This is a genomic window from Phenylobacterium sp. (genome assembly GCF_041913825.1).
Taxonomy (GTDB): Bacteria; Pseudomonadota; Alphaproteobacteria; order Caulobacterales; family Caulobacteraceae; genus Phenylobacterium.
The window spans coordinates 1-15,921 of the sequence record NZ_JAYSEO010000028.1; the positions used below are offsets into that span (position 1 = coordinate 1).

The 15,921-nt window shown below is 71.8% G+C and carries 20 protein-coding genes; 8 read left to right on the forward strand and 12 right to left on the reverse strand.

The genetic code is table 11. From position 1 onward, the window contains the following. The 4 genes from ACE3Q8_RS19345 to ACE3Q8_RS19360 form a co-directional block, all read left to right on the forward strand. The coding region (locus tag ACE3Q8_RS19345) for an adenosylhomocysteinase (protein ID WP_374472002.1) at positions 1–768 on the forward strand (768 nt) is incomplete at its 5' end. A gap of 134 nt (positions 769–902) precedes the next feature. After that, positions 903–1,733 carry a PfkB family carbohydrate kinase gene (locus ACE3Q8_RS19350; protein WP_374472004.1) on the forward strand — a complete coding sequence of 277 codons (831 nt, stop codon included), beginning with the start codon at positions 903–905 and terminating at the stop codon, positions 1,731–1,733. Continuing rightward, positions 1,733–2,011: an acylphosphatase gene (locus ACE3Q8_RS19355; protein WP_374472006.1), complete on the forward strand. Its 279-nt coding sequence runs from the start codon at positions 1,733–1,735 to the stop codon at positions 2,009–2,011. Before ACE3Q8_RS19350 ends, ACE3Q8_RS19355 begins: the two co-directional genes overlap by 1 nt. Positions 2,012–2,013: 2 nt before the next feature. Beyond that, on the forward strand, positions 2,014–3,138 hold the full coding sequence (locus ACE3Q8_RS19360) for a serine hydrolase domain-containing protein (protein ID WP_374472008.1): 1,125 nt from the start codon (positions 2,014–2,016) through the stop codon (positions 3,136–3,138). A 2-nt stretch (positions 3,139–3,140) separates the two neighbouring features. On the opposite strand, the gene rarD is transcribed toward ACE3Q8_RS19360, so the two are convergent. Then, positions 3,141–4,082, reverse strand: a complete 942-nt coding sequence (rarD, locus tag ACE3Q8_RS19365) for an EamA family transporter RarD (protein WP_374472010.1) — start codon at positions 4,080–4,082, stop codon at positions 3,141–3,143. Between the two features lies 1 nt (position 4,083). Beyond that, on the reverse strand, positions 4,084–5,115 hold the full coding sequence (locus tag ACE3Q8_RS19370) for an aspartate-semialdehyde dehydrogenase (RefSeq protein WP_374472012.1): 1,032 nt from the start codon (positions 5,113–5,115) through the stop codon (positions 4,084–4,086). 186 nt (positions 5,116–5,301) lie between these two features. Here ACE3Q8_RS19370 and ACE3Q8_RS19375 point away from each other — a divergent pair, with 186 nt between their 5' ends. Continuing rightward, positions 5,302–5,700, forward strand: a complete 399-nt coding sequence (locus ACE3Q8_RS19375; RefSeq protein WP_374472014.1) for a PaaI family thioesterase — start codon at positions 5,302–5,304, stop codon at positions 5,698–5,700. On the opposite strand, the gene ACE3Q8_RS19380 is transcribed toward ACE3Q8_RS19375, so the two are convergent. After that, positions 5,697–6,158 (reverse strand): hypothetical protein, encoded by a 462-nt coding sequence (locus tag ACE3Q8_RS19380; protein WP_374472016.1) that lies wholly within the window; start codon positions 6,156–6,158, stop codon positions 5,697–5,699. The two genes, ACE3Q8_RS19375 and ACE3Q8_RS19380, sit on opposite strands and share 4 nt — an antisense overlap. After that, a complete protein-coding gene (locus tag ACE3Q8_RS19385) occupies positions 6,155–6,730 on the reverse strand; it encodes a PleD family two-component system response regulator (RefSeq protein WP_374472018.1) in 576 nt (191 codons plus the stop codon). Before ACE3Q8_RS19385 ends, ACE3Q8_RS19380 begins: the two co-directional genes overlap by 4 nt. A gap of 152 nt (positions 6,731–6,882) precedes the next feature. Between ACE3Q8_RS19385 and ACE3Q8_RS19390 the strand changes: the two genes are divergently transcribed. Next, positions 6,883–7,806, forward strand: a complete 924-nt coding sequence (locus tag ACE3Q8_RS19390) for a GNAT family N-acetyltransferase (protein WP_374472020.1) — start codon at positions 6,883–6,885, stop codon at positions 7,804–7,806. Here the strand turns inward: ACE3Q8_RS19390 and ACE3Q8_RS19395 are convergent. Together ACE3Q8_RS19395 and leuB are read right to left on the reverse strand one after the other, a co-directional pair. After that, the gene (locus tag ACE3Q8_RS19395; RefSeq protein WP_374472022.1) at positions 7,803–8,213 is read right to left on the reverse strand and encodes an EVE domain-containing protein; all 411 of its coding nucleotides are present in this window, start codon (positions 8,211–8,213) and stop codon (positions 7,803–7,805) included. The two genes, ACE3Q8_RS19390 and ACE3Q8_RS19395, sit on opposite strands and share 4 nt — an antisense overlap. 31 nt (positions 8,214–8,244) lie before the next feature. After that, on the reverse strand, positions 8,245–9,297 hold the full coding sequence (gene leuB / locus ACE3Q8_RS19400; RefSeq protein WP_374472024.1) for a 3-isopropylmalate dehydrogenase: 1,053 nt from the start codon (positions 9,295–9,297) through the stop codon (positions 8,245–8,247). A gap of 201 nt (positions 9,298–9,498) precedes the next feature. On the opposite strand from leuB, the gene ACE3Q8_RS19405 reads away from it, so the two are divergent. Next, positions 9,499–9,984 carry a hypothetical protein gene (locus ACE3Q8_RS19405; protein ID WP_374472026.1) on the forward strand — a complete coding sequence of 162 codons (486 nt, stop codon included), beginning with the start codon at positions 9,499–9,501 and terminating at the stop codon, positions 9,982–9,984. 19 nt (positions 9,985–10,003) lie between these two features. Here the strand turns inward: ACE3Q8_RS19405 and ACE3Q8_RS19410 are convergent, their stop codons facing one another. From ACE3Q8_RS19410 to leuC, 5 genes are read right to left on the reverse strand one after another with little or no spacing between them, the layout of a single operon-like run. Continuing rightward, on the reverse strand, positions 10,004–10,306 hold the full coding sequence (locus ACE3Q8_RS19410; RefSeq protein WP_374472028.1) for a putative quinol monooxygenase: 303 nt from the start codon (positions 10,304–10,306) through the stop codon (positions 10,004–10,006). Beyond that, complete coding sequence (gene leuD / locus ACE3Q8_RS19415; protein WP_374472030.1) at positions 10,303–10,914, reverse strand: 3-isopropylmalate dehydratase small subunit; 612 nt, start codon at positions 10,912–10,914, stop codon at positions 10,303–10,305. Before leuD ends, ACE3Q8_RS19410 begins: the two co-directional genes overlap by 4 nt. Beyond that, entirely contained in the window at positions 10,914–11,762 is an 849-nt protein-coding gene (locus tag ACE3Q8_RS19420; protein WP_374472032.1) for a hypothetical protein, read from the reverse strand. Before ACE3Q8_RS19420 ends, leuD begins: the two co-directional genes overlap by 1 nt. After that, positions 11,759–12,553 (reverse strand): VOC family protein, encoded by a 795-nt coding sequence (locus ACE3Q8_RS19425; protein ID WP_374472034.1) that lies wholly within the window; start codon positions 12,551–12,553, stop codon positions 11,759–11,761. Before ACE3Q8_RS19425 ends, ACE3Q8_RS19420 begins: the two co-directional genes overlap by 4 nt. Further along, positions 12,550–13,962 carry a 3-isopropylmalate dehydratase large subunit gene (leuC, locus tag ACE3Q8_RS19430; protein ID WP_374472121.1) on the reverse strand — a complete coding sequence of 471 codons (1,413 nt, stop codon included), beginning with the start codon at positions 13,960–13,962 and terminating at the stop codon, positions 12,550–12,552. Before leuC ends, ACE3Q8_RS19425 begins: the two co-directional genes overlap by 4 nt. Positions 13,963–14,092: 130 nt before the next feature. Between leuC and ACE3Q8_RS19435 the strand changes: the two genes are divergently transcribed. Beyond that, positions 14,093–14,983, forward strand: coding sequence for a LysR family transcriptional regulator (locus ACE3Q8_RS19435; RefSeq protein ID WP_374472036.1), 891 nt, complete (start codon positions 14,093–14,095; stop codon positions 14,981–14,983). On the opposite strand, the gene ACE3Q8_RS19440 is transcribed toward ACE3Q8_RS19435, so the two are convergent. Then, on the reverse strand, positions 14,980–15,816 hold the full coding sequence (locus tag ACE3Q8_RS19440; protein WP_374472038.1) for a thioesterase family protein: 837 nt from the start codon (positions 15,814–15,816) through the stop codon (positions 14,980–14,982). The two genes, ACE3Q8_RS19435 and ACE3Q8_RS19440, sit on opposite strands and share 4 nt — an antisense overlap. Between the last annotated feature and the right edge of the window lie 105 nt (positions 15,817–15,921).

Consider the following 15,921-nt stretch of genomic DNA (forward strand, 5'->3'; position numbering starts at 1 on the left):
CCGGCGATCAACGTCAACGACAGCGTCACCAAGTCGAAGTTCGACAACCTCTACGGCTGCCGCGAGAGCCTGGTGGACGCCATCCGCCGCGGCACGGACGTGATGCTGGCCGGCAAGGTCGCCGTGGTGCTCGGCTACGGCGACGTGGGCAAGGGCTCGGCCGCCTCGCTGCGCAACGGCGGCGCCCGGGTCATGGTCACCGAGATCGATCCGATCTGCGCCCTCCAGGCCGCGATGGAAGGCTATGAGGTGGTCACCATGGAAGACGTGGCCGACAAGGCCGACATCTTCGTCACCGCCACCGGCAACAAGGACGTGCTCACCGTCGACCACATGCGGCGGATGAAGAACAACGCCATCGTCGCCAACATCGGCCACTTCGATTCCGAGATCCAGATCGCGGGCCTGCGGAACTTCAAGTGGGACAAGATCAAGGACCAGGTCCACCACGTGGAATTCCCGGACGGCAAGAAGATCATCGTGCTGTCGGAAGGCCGCCTGGTGAACCTCGGCAACGCCACGGGCCACCCGTCGTTCGTGATGTCGGCGTCGTTCACCAACCAGACGCTGGCGCAGATCGAGCTGTGGCAGAACGGCGCGAAGTACGAGACCAAGGTCTACACCCTGCCCAAGCACCTCGACGAGAAGGTGGCCATGCTCCACCTCGAGAAGCTGGGCGCCAAGCTGACCAAGCTCTCCAAGGACCAGGCCGACTACATCGGCGTGACCGTCGAGGGTCCGTTCAAGCCGGAGCACTACCGCTACTAGGGCGGCCGACGCTCTCGAGACGAGAAGGCCCCGCGGCGACGCCGCGGGGCCTTCTTCGTTCGCAGCCCTCGTCGCTTCCCGCCTGAGGGGAGGAGGGTGGTTACCGGCGATCACCTCCGCTACAAACCTGCGCCATGCCGCTGGCGCTCGTCATGTCCTCCTTCGTGGCCGCCTCGCGGATCGGCGGCGCGGCGCAGCAGTACGTGCTGGCCCAGCACAAGATCGATCCGGTCCTCGCTCCGACGGTCCTGTTCGGCCGCAGCCCCGCCAAGGGCGCCCAGGGGGAGGTCACCCAGCCGGACGTCTTCCGTCGGATGCTCGGCGACATCGAGGCCGACGCCCTGTTCGGTATGGTCGACCTGGTCATCACCGGCCACTTCTCCCTGGCCGAGCAGGTGGAGATCGCCGCCGGGGTCCTGGAGCGGGTGCGCGCCGGCGCCGAGCGCCAGCCGGTGGTCGTGGTCGACCCGATCATGGGCGACGAGCCCAAGGGCCTCTACGTGAAGCCGGAGGTGGCCGCCGCTGTGGCCGCCCGCCTCGTGCCGCTGGCCGACTGGATCACCCCCAACGTCTGGGAGCTGTCGCACCTGGCCGGGCGGCCGGTGGGCAGCGCGGACGAGGCCGCGGCCGCGGCGCGGGCGCTCGGGGCGCGGGCGCTGGTCACCTCCGTGCCCGCGGGACCGGACCGCATCGGCCTGCTACTGGTGGACGGGCCGCAGGCGACCCTCTTCACGCATCCGCGGCTCGAGCGCGCGCCGAACGGAACGGGCGACCTGGTGGCCGCGAGTTTCGGCGCGAGCCTGGTGGAAGGCCTGCCGCCGGCCGACGCCGCCGAACGGGCCTCGCGCGCCGCCGCCGAGACGGTGAAGGCCGGCTCCGACTGGCGTGCGCCCGAGCTGCCCATCGTGGCGCTGGGCGATCGGCTCGTGCGTCCCACCGCCGAGGTGCGTATAGAGCGCCTCTGATGCGCGAGGCCGAACTTTTCCGGATCGAAGGCCGCGTCCAGGGCGTGGGCTACCGCTGGTGGGCGGTGCAGACGGCGCGCCGCCTGGGCCTCGACGGCTGGGTGCGCAACCGCCGCGACGGCTCGGTGGAGCTGCTGGCGATCGGCCCGCGCCCGGAGATCGACGCCCTGGCCGCCGCCTGCGCCGAGGGTCCCGCCGCCGCCCGGGTGCAGCGGGTGGCCCGCGCCCCCGGAACGGACGACGGCGCCAAGGGCTTCCACGAGCGTCCCACGGAGTGAGCATGGTCGAGATCCACGGTTCCGCCCAGGCTCGGTTCGCCACCGTGAAGGACGTCTTCGCCGCGAACTTCGAGGCCGATGAGGAGCTGGGCGCCCGCTTTACCGTGGTGCAGGGCGGCGAGGTGCTGGTGGACCTCTGGGCCGGCCACGCCGACCGCAAGCGCACCCACGCCTTCGACACGCGCACGCTCGCGCCGATCTTCTCGACCACCAAGGCCATGGCCGCCCTGCTGATCGCCCGGCTGGTGGACCAGGGGAAGCTCGACTACCGCCAGACGGTCGCCAGCGTCTGGCCGGAGTTCGGCCAGGCGGGCAAGGACGCCATCACCGTCGAGCAGGCCATTTCCCACCAGGCGGGGCTCTCCGGGTTCCCGGAGGAGATGGACCCCGTCACCTGGTTCGACTGGGACGCCATCTGCGCCAAGCTCGCCGCCATGGCCCCCATGTGGCCGCCGGGCACGGCCAGCGGCTACCACCCGATCACGGTCGGCTATATCGTCGGCGAGATCTTCCGCCGGGTGGACGGCCGCACCATGGGCCAGGCGTTCCGGGACGATATCGCCGGGCCCTTCGGCCTCGACCTCTGGATGGGCCTGCCGGAGAGCGAATTTGGCCGGGTGGCCGAGCTGCAGCGGCCGAACGGCCTGCCGGACTTCGGCGAGGTCAACGAGCCCACCCGGGCCGCCTTCCTGGTCCCCTGGTCCGCCGCCGCGGGCCGGCCGCAGGCGGAGTGGCGGGCCCTGCCGATCCCGTCCACCAACGGCCACGCCACGGCCGAGGGGCTCGCGCGGCTGATGGGCGCGCTGGCCGACGACGGCTGGCTTGAGGGCGGGCAGATCCTGTCGCCGGCGCTCATCGCCGAGGCGGCGCGCGAGCGGATCCGCGGCCAGGACCTGGTGCTGCCCTTCGTCATGAGCTGGGGCGCCGGCTTCATGCGCAACGAGACCGAGCATCCCTGGGGCCCGGCGGACCAGAGCTTCGGCCATTCCGGCTGGGGCGGCTCGTGCGCGGTGGCCGACCCGGAGCGCCGGCTCGGCCTCGCCTACGTGATGAACAAGCAGGGCACGGCCCTGATGGGCGATCCCCGGCCGAAGCGCCTGATCGAGGCGGCCTACGCCGCCCTCTAGGCCTACTCCGCCGCCGCGGCGGCTTGGACCACCTTCTCGGCGGCCGCCACGCTGCGGCTCCGGCGCCAGGCGCCGTAGCAGAACACCGCCGCGCCCAGCCAGATGAAGCCGAAAGAGACCGCGCGGAGCGGCGTGAACGGCTCGCCCTGGGTCAGGCCGATCATGAAGCTGATGGTCGGGGCCATGAACTGCAGGAAGCCCATGGCCGAGAGCGGCATCCGCCGGGCGGCCCAGGCGAACAGCACCAGCGGGACGGCGGTGATCGGGCCCGCGGCGATCAGCCAGGCGACGGTGGCGAAGCTGTCGTCGAAGTGGCCCGTCCCCTGGCTCTGGACCCAGGCGATGAAGGCGAGGCTGGGCAGGCCGAGCAGCAGGCACTCCACGAAGAGGCCGGTCTGGGCGTCGGCCGCCACCTGCTTGCGCACCACGCCGTAGCCGCCGAACGACAGCGCGAGCGCCAGGGACACGAAGGGAAGGTGGCCGAGCGCGGCCGCCTGCACCACCACGCCCACGCCGGCGAGGCCCATGGCCGCCTTGCCGATCCGGTCGATGCGCTCGCGGAACAGCAGGGCGCCGGCGGCCATGTTGACCAGCGGGTTGATGTAGTAGCCGAGGCTGGTCTCCAGCAGCCGGCCGGAGTTCACCGCCCAGATGAACACGATCCAGTTCAGGGCGATGAGCACCGAGGACAGCGCCAGCCAGGCCAGCACCTTCGGCCGGCGCAGCACGTCCAGCACCTGCGGGAGCTGGCGCGCGCCGAGCACGAACAGGAGGGCGGTGGGTACGCTCCAGACGATGCGGTGAGCCAGGATCTCGGTCGCGCCGACGCCCAGCCCGCCGATCGCCTGCATGGCGAGCGGCACGAAGCCCCAGATCAGGTAACAGAGGATCCCCGCCCCGAGCGCCAGGCGGGCTTCCCCACCGGACGCGGTCGGGGTGCTCATCCTACGCCAGCGCCTTCTGGCGGATCAGGCCGCGAGCGTGGAGCAGCTCGGCGATCTGCACCGCGTTGAGCGCCGCGCCCTTGCGCAGATTGTCCGCCACCACCCACAGAGACAGGCCGCTCTCGACCGTCGGGTCCTTGCGGATCCGGCTCACGAACACCGGGAACTCGCCCTGGGCTTCCTTGGGCGTGATGTAGCCCTTGTCGTCGCGCTTATCGATGACGATCAGGCCGGGGCTCTCGCGCAGCAGCTCGCGGGCCTCGTCCTCGTCCACGGGATCGTAAAACTCGAGGTTCACGCTCTCGGAGTGGCCGACCATCACCGGCACGCGGACGCAGGTGACCGTCAGCTTGATCTCCGGGTCGATCATCTTGTGGGTCTCGTCCCACATCTTGGCCTCCTCGTCGGTGTAGCCGTCGTCACGGAACGACCCGATGAAGGGGATGACGTTGAACGCGATCTGCTTGGGGAACTTCTTCGGCGGGGTGGCGCCCAGGACGAAGACGTTCTTCGTCTGGTCGAACAGCTCGTCCATGCCTTCCTTGCCGGCGCCGGACACCGACTGGTAGGTCGAGACCACCGCCCGCTTGATCCGGAAGCGATCGTGCAGCGGCTTCAGGGCCACCACGAGCTGCGCCGTCGAACAGTTGGGGTTGGCGATGATGTTCTTGCGGTTCGCCCACTCCACGTCGTCCGGGTTCACCTCCGGCACGATAAGCGGCACGTCGGGGTCCATTCGCCAGGCCGAGGAGTTGTCGATCACGATCGGGCCGGCGGCGCCGATCTTGGGCGACCATTCCTTCGAGAAGGCGCCGCTCACCGACATCAGCACGAGGTCGACAGTGGAGAAGTCGAACTGCTCGACGTCCTCGCACGCGACGGTCTGCTCGCCGAACGAGACCAGTTGGCCGATGGATTTGCGCGACGCGATCGCGTGAATCTTGTCCACGGGGAAGTTCACTTCCTCGAGGATGTTCAGCATCTCGCGGCCCACATTGCCCGTGGCGCCGACGACGGCCACCCGGTAACCCATGGCAGTTCTCCTAAGACTGGGGAGCGTTCCCGTACGCCGGGTAAGGCTCGGTAGCAAGGCGAGCAGAACTGACAGCCGCATCAGAACGGCTTGCGCACGCCGGGATGCGACAAATGGCGGGCGGCGCCAGGGACCGCAAGCCGGCGTTCGATGGATTCCCCGTGCAGGCGGGAGAGAGGAGACGCGATGTCCGAGGCCGTGCTCACCGACACTGGGATGCCGTTCGCCAACCTGATGGGCGTGGAGATCCTCGAGCGCTCGAGGGACCGCGTGCGCGGCCGGCTGCGCGTGCGCCCGGAGCTCTGCACGGCCGGCGGGATCCTGCACGGCGGCGCCTACATGGCCTTCGCCGACGCGCTCGGCGCCATCGGCGGCTTCCTGAACCTGCCGCCGGGCGCGCGGACCACCACGCTGGAATCCAAGACCAACTTCCTTGGTGCGGCGCGGGAGGGCGAGGAGGTGTTCGGCGAGGCCACGCCCCTGCACCTCGGCCGCCGCTCCAGCGTCTGGCAGACCCGGATCACCGCGCCCGAGGGCAGGCTCCTCGCGCTCGTGGTGCAGACCCAGATGACGGTGGAGGCCTAGGCGGTCGCGTAGCGGCCGCTGACCTGCTTCAGCCCGTCCACCAGGGCCTCGGCGTTCGCCCCGTCGGTCATGGTCAGCAGCATCCGCCAGGCCTGCACGTGCACGGCGATCGCCGCGCGGTCGTAGCGCCGGGCCGTGCGCAGGTGGTCCAGCAGGTCGCAGAGACTGGTCAGCGCCACGTCGACCGCGGGCAACCGGCAGACCTCGCCGCCGCCGATGCCCCGCACTGCGATGGCGTAAAGGTCGGCCATGCCGGCGTCGTCGTGGGCCTCGCCCATAGCCTGCAGCCGGGCCTCGGCCTGGCCGGCGAGGTCCTCCATCTCCGCCAGGCAGGTCGGCCGGATGGTGTCGAGGTTGGCCTGGGCGCGCTCCAGGGCCTCGGCGACCGGCACCCCGCCGGGCAGCTTCAGGAGCTTGGCCAGCCTGGGCTTGGGGAACACGAAACGGACGGCGCTCAAGATGCGAGCCTCGGCTGGAGTTGGATGTCGGGCCCGTTCTCGTCCCAGGCGCCGGCGTTGCGGTCCTCGCGGCGGCGGCCGGCGCCGTCGGGAGGGCCGTCGTCGCGGAAGCGGCGGTCGGGACCCACGTACTCGGCCGAGAACAGGAACGGCCGGCCCTCCTTGGCCACCCAGATGATGCGCTCGAGCATGACGATCGGCGCGAAGGGCTTCTTGACGATGATGTGTCCCCCGCAGTCGCGGGCGCGGACCACGTCGCTGGCCGGCGTGTGGGCGGTGGTGAGGATCACCGGGGTGTAGCAGTTCGGCTCTTCGCAGTTCGTCCGCATCCAGCGGACGAAGTCGTACCCCGCGCCGCTCGGCGCCAGGCCGTCGACGATGGCCAGGTCGAGCTGGTGCTTCTGGGCCACGCGTCGGGCGGTGTCCACGTCCGTGCAGCGGTGCAGTTTCTTGGCCCCGAGCCCGGTGACGATCTGCACGAGGATGGACATGCCCATGCTGGTGTCGTCGAGGAGCAGCACGGAGGCGTCCTCGAGGTTGTAGCGGGACCGGGAGGCGGGATCGAGCGCCATGGGGCGGGCAGGTCCGACGGATCGGAGACCGGGTGTCTCCCGCCATCCTTGCCCAGCTTAGCGTTAACGGAGGCTTTCCGGCTGGAGCGGGGCGGCTCAGTTAGTTGACTCCGTCAAATACCTGGCGTCTGCTGCGCGGCAGGGAGGCGTCCATGCCCGAGACCACCGCCACCGTCGCCGCCGTCCGCCGGTTCAACCGCTTCTACACCCGCGCCATCGGCGTCCTGGACCGCAGCCATCTGGGCGGGCCCTACACCCTGGCCGAGAGCCGGGTGCTCTACGAGATCGCCCGTCGTGATGGCGTCACGCCGGGCGCCATCGCCGCCGAGACCGGGCTGGACGCAGGCTACCTCAGCCGCATCGTCGCGCGCTTCGGCCGCGAGGGGATGGTGGCGCGGGAGCGCTCGGCCTCGGACGGGCGGAGCGTGGTCCTGCGGGTGACCGAGGCCGGCCGCGACGTCTACGCCGAGCTGCACCGGCGCACGCTGGCCCAGGTGCGCGGGATGCTCGCGCCGCTGTCGGGGGAGGACCGCGCCCGCCTTGAGGCGGCGCTCGCGGAGGTGGAGCGCCTGCTCGGCGGGCCCGAGCCGGACCCGGGCTACGTCCTGCGCCCGCACCGCGCCGGCGATATCGGCTGGGTCGCCCAGGCGCATGGGGTGATCTACGGGCGGGAGTACGGCTGGGACCACCGCTTCGAGGCCCTGGTGGCGCGGCTCGCGGCCGACCTCGTGGAGAACTTCGATCCCGCCTGCGAGGGAAGCTGGATCGCCGAGCGGGCCGGGACCAACGTCGGTTGCGTCTTCCTGCAGAAGCAGGACGAGACGACGGCCAAGTTGCGCCTGCTGCTGGTCGATCCCGCCGCCCGCGGCCTTGGGCTCGGCCGCCGGCTGGTGGACGCGTGCGTCGCCCGCGCCCGCGAGGTGGGTTACCGGGAGATGACGCTGTGGACCCAGAGCGTGCTCACCGCCGCCCGGTCCATCTACCAGGCGGTCGGCTTCGAGCTCGAGGAGAGCTGGGATAACGAGGACTTCGGCGGCTACGGCCTGGTCAGCGAGCGCTGGCGGCTCAGGCTCTAGGCGTCGCCCGCCATATTCAGGATGGCCGCCCACTCCTCCGGCGTCACCGGCGACACCGAGAGCCGCGACTGGCGCAGCATCGCCATCTCGGCGAGCGCCGGGTTGGCCTTCATTGCGGCCAGCGTCACCGAGCCCTTCAGCGACCGCACCGGCTCCAGCTCCACCGCCACGAACCGGCCGGTCGGGTCGCTGGCGTCCGGGAAGGCCGGCTTCGACACGCGGGCGATCCCGACCACCGCCAGGCCTTCCTGGGAGTGGTAGAACAGCACCTCGTCGCCGGGCTTCATGGCCTTCAGGTGCAGGGCCGCGGCGTTGTTCCGGACCCCGTCCCACACCGTGCGGCCGTCCCGCTGCAGGTCCTCGAAGCTGTAGGTGTTGGGCTCCGACTTCACGAGCCAGTTCGCCATGGCGTCCCTCCCGACCGCGATCGGGCGGAGCCTAGAGCGCGGCCAGGACGGCGTCACCCATCTGGACGGTGGTGAGCTGGCCGCCGAGGTCCGGCGTGCGTGCGCCGGCCTCCAGCGCCTTGTTCACGGCGGCGAACAGCCGGTCGGCCTCTTCGGCGCGCCCGAGCGACCAGCGCAGGGCCATCTCGAACGACAGGATCGCCGCCAGCGGGTTGGCCACGCCCTTGCCGGCGATATCCGGCGCCGAGCCGTGGATCGGCTCGTAGAGGCCGGGCGTCCCGGGCGCACCGAGCGCCGCCGAGGGCAGCATGCCAAGCGAGCCGGTGAGCTGGGCCGCGGCGTCGGAGAGGATGTCGCCGAACAGGTTGTCGGTCAGCAGCACGTCGAACTGCTTGGGCGCCTTGACGATCTGCATCGCGGCGTTGTCGGCCAGGATGTGCTCGAGCTGGACGTCGGCGTATTCGCGCTGGTGCAGGTCGGTGACCACCTGCCGCCAGAGCAGGCCGGAATCCATGACGTTGGACTTCTCGGCGCTGTGGACCTTGTTCCGGCGGCCGCGGGCCAGCTCGAAGGCGACGCGCGCCACCCGCTCGATTTCGGCGGTGGTGTAGACCTGGGTGTCCACGGCCCGCTTGCCGCCGCCCGGCAGGTCCTCGATGTAGCGGGGCTCGCCGAAGTAGATGCCGCCGGTGAGCTCGCGGACGATCATGAAGTCCAGCCCCTCGACCAGCTCGCGCTTCAGGGAGGAGGCGTCGGCCAGCGGCTGGAAACAGAGCGCGGGCCGCAGGTTGGCGAACACGCCCATCCCCGCGCGCAGGCCCAGCAGGCCGGCCTCCGGGCGCTTGTCGCGCGGCGCGCTGGCCCACTTCGGCCCGCCCACGGCGCCCATCAGCACCGCGCGGGCGGCCTTGGCGCGGGCCAGGGTCTCGTCGGTCAGCGGCTCACCGTGCAGGTCGTAGCTGCGCCCCCCGAACGGCCCTTCCTCCACGGCCAGGTCCGGGCAAAGGGCGGCGGCCACGCGGCGCACCTCGGCGGTCACTTCCGGGCCGATCCCGTCGCCGGGCAGGAGGAGAAGGTCGGTCACGGCGGGGCCCCCGAGGCTCTGTTTCACTGCGGTCGGGCGACCTCGTAGGCGAAGACCGCGCCGGCGGGAAGTCCCGCAACGGTCAAGCCAGGGCCACGGCTGCGCCGTTTTCTCGCCCCACCTCGCGGCGAGGCTCGGCCACGGTCGGAGGGGACCACCGGGCGCTCCAGGAGAGACGGGCGCCCAATGGAGGACGACCAGATGCGAACCATCACCACACTTCTCGCCGCGGCCGCCGCCGTGGCCCTCGCCGCGCCGGCTTCCGCCCAGCTTCTGGGCGGCGGGGGGCAGGTCGGCGGCTCGATCGGCGCGACCGTCGGCGGCGCGACCCAGACGGGCCTCGGCCAGACGGGCTCCGGCCTCGGCTCCACCGTGCGCGAAACCGCCCGCTCCGGCGCGGACACCGCCCGCGGGGTCAGCCAGACGGCGCGGCAGAAGGCGCGCGGCGCGGCCAAGGCGGCCGACTCCGCTCGGGAGGAGGCCAGTCCCAACGCGGCGGTGTCGGGCGCCACGGCTGCCGACGGCTCGGCCTCGGCCGCCTCGAGCGCTGCGCCGGCCACCGCCGACGCGGACCTGGGCGCCAGCGCCGGCGCGTCGGCCGACACCCGCGCGGGCGTCAGCGCCAGCGGCGGCGTGAACGGCCAGGCCTCGGCCAAGACCGGGGCGGACGAAGAAAAGAAGCCGTAACCTGCGGGCCGCCGGGCGCTCAGAGCGGGCGTTCGGCGGCCACCTCGTAGGCCGTCAGGCGGCGCTCGCCGACACCGAACTCCGGCCAGGCCGCGCGCCAGGCGGCGATGTGCGGCGCGGCTTGGTGCGCGTCGAGGGCAGCCTGGTCGCGCCAGGCCTCGAACACCCGGACGAGCCCGGGCTCTTCCACGTCGAGGGCGTAGGAATAGGCGATGCAGCCGTATTCGGCCCGGCTGGCGGCCAGCATGGCGGCCATGTGCGGACGGAAGCCCTCCAGGGCCTCCGGCGGCACGCGGAACGTGCCGGCGATCACCACGATCATGCGTCTTCCAGCCACGGCTGGGCGAGCGCCCGCTTCATCTCGTAGACGTCGATGGCCTGGGCGCGCTGCAGGGTCTCGCCAATGGCGTCCAGCCCCTTCAGCATCTTCTCCTTGCGCTGGGCGTCGATCTCGAACCGGAACACCGCGCCCGACGGGGACGTCACCGTCTGGGCCTCCAGGTCGACGCTCACCACGTGGTTGCCGCCGCGCGCCTCGTCGAGAAGCTGCTGCACCTCCTCGGCCTTGAGCACCACCGGCAGCAGGCCGTTCTGGAAGCAGTTGTTGTAGAAGATGTCGGCGAAGCTGGTGGAGATCACGCATCGGATGCCGAAGTCCATCAGCGCCCACGGCGCGTGCTCGCGGCTGGAGCCGCAGCCGAAGTTGTCGCCGGCCACCAGCACGCCCGCGCCCCGGTACTCCGGCCGGTTCAGCACGAAGTCGGGTTTCTCCTTGCCCGCCTCGTCGAAGCGGAAGTCGTAGAACAGCCCGCGGCCGAGGCCCTCGCGCTCCACGGTCTTCAGGAACTGCTTGGGGATGATCTGGTCGGTGTCGATGTTGGCCAGCGGCAGCGGCGCGGCCTTGGCGTCGAGGCGGATGAAGGCTTCCATCAACGGGGCTCCGGAAGGGATTGGGTGACGACCCAGCGGTCGGACACGCGGTGCGTGTCGGAACCCGCGGTCAGGTCGCAGACGGTGCGGACCGCCAGCCCGGTGGGCAGGTCGATCTCATAGCGGCAGGTGTCCTCGAACCCTGTCGTGAAGGCCGGCATCTCGGCGGCCAGCCGCTCGGCGCGGGCCGGATCGATTTTGCGGGCCATGGCCAGCGCCTGTTCGACGCTTTCCCGGATGGCGGCGGGCTCGACCGTCTGCCGCCAGACGATCACCGCCCGTCCGGCCTGCGGATCGTGCGACTCCAGGGCAAACGCGCCCTGGCCCTTCACCGGCCCTACGGGCCCGGGCAGGGTGGGGGCGTAGGTCTGCGGCTTGCCGGGGACGAGGGGATGGCTCTGGCCGCGGCTCACAAGCGCGAGCTCGGGCGCGATCCGCGCCATGGCCGCGGCGTCCGTGCGCCAGGCCGGACCCTTCGCGCTCTCCGAATCGAGCCCGGCCTGGATCGCCCGCACGGCCTTGGGATCGACGAAGCTCATCGGCTTGAGCTGGAAGTCCACCTCCACCGTCACGGGAGCCGGGAAGCTGTGGGCGGCGGCCAGGTCGGCCGCGGCGCCGGGACCGGCCTCGGCCTTGAGCGGCGTGATCGTCAGCTCGTCGTTGCGGCTGAGGCCGCCTTTTCGCCAGCGCAGGTGGCGCTCCGTGCGCAGGGACCAGCCGGCGGACGCGCCGTCGCCCTGCTCGGTGTGGGTCCGCTCGGCCGTCACCGTCCAGGTGGCGCCGTCCTTCAGGCGCACCTCCATCGAGACCGCCTTCGCCGCCGCGGCGAGGATCAGGGCTTCGATCATGCGACCCCCGCCTGCTGGGTGGGCTGGAGCATCAGGGTGGGGACGCCGCCCGGCGCGTCGCGAACCGTGAAGACGCGGGTGCCCGGCTTGCGCCCCGTGCGGACCTCGGACACGTCGAAGCCTTCGGCGGCCATGCGGGCCCGGGCGGCGTCCGGGTCGGTCACCTGCCAGGCGAGGCCGCCGAAGCGGTCGGGATCGTCCGACACGGGCGTCTTCAGGCTGGCCCCCACCTCCACCACGGCCCCGCCGCAGCGGAAGAACAACTGCCGCGCGCCCCACTGCGAGTTCGCCCGGTCGAGCCGCAGGTCGAGGTCGAGCTTGGCGCCGAATAGCGCCAGCGCGCGGTCCGGATTGGCGGTGTAGACGACCACGTGGTCCAGCGCGTCCACCGGCCCCTCGCCCGTGGCGGACGACGGCGGCGCGTCGCGGGCCTCGCGCAGGGTGAAGCTGAGGCCGGCCGCCTTCACCAGCGCGACTCCGGCCACCGCCTCCACGTCCAGGCCCCGGCGCTCCAGCAGGCGCGTGGCGGCGGCGACGTCCCCGACGGTGAACGACAGCACCCAGATCCCTTCGCCGGCCTCGTCGAGCCTCGCCCGCACCCGGTCGCCGGCCACCCCCTCGCCGTCGGCGGCGATCACCTCCAGGGCGGCGTTCGGGAAGCGGAACCAGGCCCGCCGGGCGCCCTGGCCCGGCTCCAGGTCCGGCTCGCGCGCGAACAGGCGCCGGTAGCCGTCGACCGCGGCGTCGAAGTCGCGGACTGCGACGGCGACGTGGTCGAGGCCGGTGATCACCCCAGGAACTCCCGGACGTCGGCGATGTGGCCGGCGATGGCGGCCGCCGCGGCCATGGCCGGGCTGACCAGGTGGGTGCGCCCGCCGCGGCCCTGGCGGCCCTCGAAGTTGCGGTTGGACGTGGAGGCGCAGCGCTCGCCCGGCTTCAGCCGGTCGGGGTTCATGCCCAGGCACATGGAGCAGCCGGGCTCGCGCCATTCGAAGCCGGCCGCCTTGAACACCTCGTCCAGGCCCTCGGCCTCCGCCTGCTCGCGGACCAGGCCCGAGCCCGGGACCACCATGGCGCGCACGCCCGGCGCCACCTGCCGGCCCTCGGCGATCTTCGCCGCCGCGCGCAGATCCTCGATGCGGCTGTTGGTGCACGAGCCGATGAACACCACGTCGATCTTCGCGCTCGTGATCGGCTGGCCGGCGGAGAGCCCCATGTACTCCAGGGCCCGCTCGGCGGCGGCCCGCTTGTCCGGGGTGGCGAAGGAGGCCGGATCCGGCACAGTGTCGGTGACCGCGATCACGTCTTCCGGGCTCGTCCCCCAGGTGACCAGTGGCGCGATCTTGGCGGCGTCGATCACCACCTCGCGGTCGAAGGCGGCGTCCGCGTCGGTGAAGAAGGTCTTCCAGTAGTCGAGCGCCATCTCCCAGGCCCCGCCCTTGGGGGCCGAGGGGCGGCCCTTGAGGTATTCGAAGGTGGTCTCGTCGGGCGCGACCAGGCCGGCGCGGGCGCCGCCCTCGATGGTCAGGTTGCACAGCGTCATCCGGCCTTCCATGGAAAGCGCCCGGACCGCCGAGCCGGCGAACTCGATCACGTAGCCCGTGCCGCCGGCCGTGCCGATCTCGCCGATGACAGCCAGGGCGTAGTCCTTGGCGCCCACTCCAGGGGCCGGCTCGCCCTCGATGCGGACGCGGAAGTTCTTGGCCTTCTTCTGGCGCAGCGTCTGGGTGGCCAGCACGTGCTCCACCTCGGAGGTGCCGATGCCGTGGGCCAGGGCGCCGAACGCCCCGTGGGTCGAGGTGTGGCTGTCGCCGCAGACGATGGTCATGCCGGGCTGGGTGCGGCCCTGCTCGGGACCGACCACGTGGACGATGCCGTTGCGCACGTCGCCCATGGGGAAGAACTCGATGCCGTTGTCGGCCACGTTGCGCGCCAGGGTCTGGAGCTGCAGGCGCGCCTCGTCGTCGGCCACCGCGGCGACGCCCAGCGCCTGTCCCTCGGTGGGCACGTTGTGGTCGGCGACGGCCAGCGTGCGGTCGGGCCGGCGCACCTTGCGGCCGGCCGCGCGAAGCCCGGCGAAGGCCTGCGGGGTGGTGACCTCGTGGATCAGGTGCAGGTCGATGTAGAGGATCGCCTCGCCGTCCTGTTGGTCGACGACGTGCGCGTCCCAGATCTTGTCATAGAGCGTCTTGCCGGGCATGCCGGCCATGTAGGTCCCCGCACCGGCGCACGTCTAGTGCCGCGGCGCCGCATTGCGCGCGCGGTTGCAGCAATTTTCTTGCTCAGCTCGCCTCTTCGCGGCCGGCCGGCGGCAGGGTATTGATCGGCGCATGGCCTCCTATGCCGATTGGGACCTTCTGCAGAGCCTCCACGCCGTGCTGGAGGCCGGCAGCCTCTCGGCCGCGGCCAAGCGGCGGCGGCTCACCCAGCCCACGCTCGGGCGACACATCGACCAGCTCGAGCGCCAGCTCGGCGCGCCGCTGTTCCTGCGCAGCCCGCGGGGCATCCAGCCCACCGACCTGGCGCTTTCCCTGAAGCCGCACCTCGACGACATGGCCGCCGCCTCGGGCGCGGCCATGCGCGACGCCTCGGGCGCGGCCGACGGCGTGGGCGGCGTCGTCCGCGTCACGGCCTCGGAGATCATCGGCACCGAGGTCCTTCCGCCCATCCTGGCGAGCTTCCGGCGCAAGCACCCGCAGATCGACGTGGAGCTGGTCACCTCCAACAAGCTGGAGGACCTGTCGCGGCGCGACGCCGACATCGCCGTACGGATGGGGCGGCCGACCCAGAACAACCTCGTCGCGCGCAAGATCGCCGACCTGGGCATCGGCTTCTACGCCGCGCCCCACTACCTCGATCAGGTGACCGCGCCCCGGTCCTTCGACGAACTCACCGAGCATCCGATCATCGGCTTCGACACCCAGGGGCCGGCGGTGGTCGACACGCTCGACATCGGCCGGCCGATCACCCGCGAGCTCTTCGCCCTGCGCACGGACAACGACGCCGCGCAGCTCGCCGCCTTGAAGGCGGGCTTCGGCATCGCCGCCTGCCAGCACCAGATCGCCAGGCGCCACGGCCTGGTCCGCGTGCTGCCGGACCTGTTCCAGTTCCACCTGGAGCTCTGGGTCGCCATGCACGAGAACCTGCGCGGCTCGCGACGCATGCGCCTGATGTTCGACCACCTCGCGGAGGAGCTGGGGCGCTTCGCCCAGGGCGGCTAGCGCCGAGGCGTATGCAGAAGGTTCGACCCGCCGGTGGCGACCAGCCGGCCGTCCTCGGTCCAAAGCCGACTGTGCCCGTGGATCAGGCCCGCGCGGGCTGCGTCCGCCACCCCGTCGACAAGCAGCCATTCGGCGGCGCCCGGCGCATCGTGGAACCACACCGTCAGGTCGAGGCTCGGCGCGATGTAGTCCGGCTCCTGCGGCAGGCCGCGGTGATGGGTCGGCCAGATCAGGGTGTCGAGCAGGATCACCGCCCGGCCGAAGTCGCAGAAGGGATCGGCGGTGGGTTCGAACCCGCGGAAGCGGAACCACTCGTGCAGCACCGCCGGTCCCGGCTGGCGCGGCGCCTCCATCGGCCGCCACGCCAGCGGCTTGCCGTCGAAGTTGGCCCAGAACACGTGCGGCGGCGGCGCCCGGTCGCCGTAATGCCCGGCGGCGTGCTCGACGTAGGTCTTCAGCTCGGCCGGCGCGGGGACGTCCGGCATCCGCGCCTCGTCGACCCGCGGGCCATCGTCCCGGGCGACCGTCCACACCTGGGCCTGGAGGAAGACCTTGTCGCCCTGGGCCAGCGCCACGTTCAACAACCAGGCGCTGCGGCCCTGCTTCACCGGCGTGACCCGGCACTCGGTCTCCCCGAAGGCGCCTACGCCGACGTACTGGACGGTGAGGGTGGCCGGCCTATGTCCCTCCGGGGTGACGGCGCCGGCCGCGCGCAGCGCCACGGCCGACACATAGCCGCCGTTGGGGCCCCAGATCTCCCAGTCGCGCGACAGGTCCGCGACCAGGCGCTCGCCGTCGCGGCGGATCGCGGTGTCGACGTGAAGCTGGCCCATGCGGCTCCCCCTGGCAGCGGAGCCGTCTGGCTTAACCAAGCACGCACGGCTCCGCTATGTCCTGCAGAACACAGGTTTGCGGGATCAGGCGGACGCCGCCAACGA

Bases quoted from the DNA above. Each gene is read 5' to 3' on its own strand.
- ACE3Q8_RS19350 (WP_374472004.1), top strand. From the start codon at position 903: ATGCCGCTGGCGCTCGTCATGTCCTCCTTCGTGGCCGCCTCGCGGATC.
- ACE3Q8_RS19355 (WP_374472006.1), top strand. From the start codon at position 1,733: ATGCGCGAGGCCGAACTTTTCCGGATCGAAGGCCGCGTCCAGGGCGTG.
- ACE3Q8_RS19360 (WP_374472008.1), top strand. From the start codon at position 2,014: ATGGTCGAGATCCACGGTTCCGCCCAGGCTCGGTTCGCCACCGTGAAG.
- rarD (WP_374472010.1), bottom strand. From the start codon at position 4,082: ATGAGCACCCCGACCGCGTCCGGTGGGGAAGCCCGCCTGGCGCTCGGG.
- ACE3Q8_RS19370 (WP_374472012.1), bottom strand. From the start codon at position 5,115: ATGGGTTACCGGGTGGCCGTCGTCGGCGCCACGGGCAATGTGGGCCGC.
- ACE3Q8_RS19375 (WP_374472014.1), top strand. From the start codon at position 5,302: ATGTCCGAGGCCGTGCTCACCGACACTGGGATGCCGTTCGCCAACCTG.
- ACE3Q8_RS19385 (WP_374472018.1), bottom strand. From the start codon at position 6,730: ATGGCGCTCGATCCCGCCTCCCGGTCCCGCTACAACCTCGAGGACGCC.
- ACE3Q8_RS19390 (WP_374472020.1), top strand. From the start codon at position 6,883: ATGCCCGAGACCACCGCCACCGTCGCCGCCGTCCGCCGGTTCAACCGC.
- ACE3Q8_RS19395 (WP_374472022.1), bottom strand. From the start codon at position 8,213: ATGGCGAACTGGCTCGTGAAGTCGGAGCCCAACACCTACAGCTTCGAG.
- ACE3Q8_RS19405 (WP_374472026.1), top strand. From the start codon at position 9,499: ATGCGAACCATCACCACACTTCTCGCCGCGGCCGCCGCCGTGGCCCTC.
- ACE3Q8_RS19410 (WP_374472028.1), bottom strand. From the start codon at position 10,306: ATGATCGTGGTGATCGCCGGCACGTTCCGCGTGCCGCCGGAGGCCCTG.
- leuD (WP_374472030.1), bottom strand. From the start codon at position 10,914: ATGGAAGCCTTCATCCGCCTCGACGCCAAGGCCGCGCCGCTGCCGCTG.
- ACE3Q8_RS19420 (WP_374472032.1), bottom strand. From the start codon at position 11,762: ATGATCGAAGCCCTGATCCTCGCCGCGGCGGCGAAGGCGGTCTCGATG.
- leuC (WP_374472121.1), bottom strand. From the start codon at position 13,962: ATGCCCGGCAAGACGCTCTATGACAAGATCTGGGACGCGCACGTCGTC.
- ACE3Q8_RS19435 (WP_374472036.1), top strand. From the start codon at position 14,093: ATGGCCTCCTATGCCGATTGGGACCTTCTGCAGAGCCTCCACGCCGTG.
- ACE3Q8_RS19440 (WP_374472038.1), bottom strand. From the start codon at position 15,816: ATGGGCCAGCTTCACGTCGACACCGCGATCCGCCGCGACGGCGAGCGC.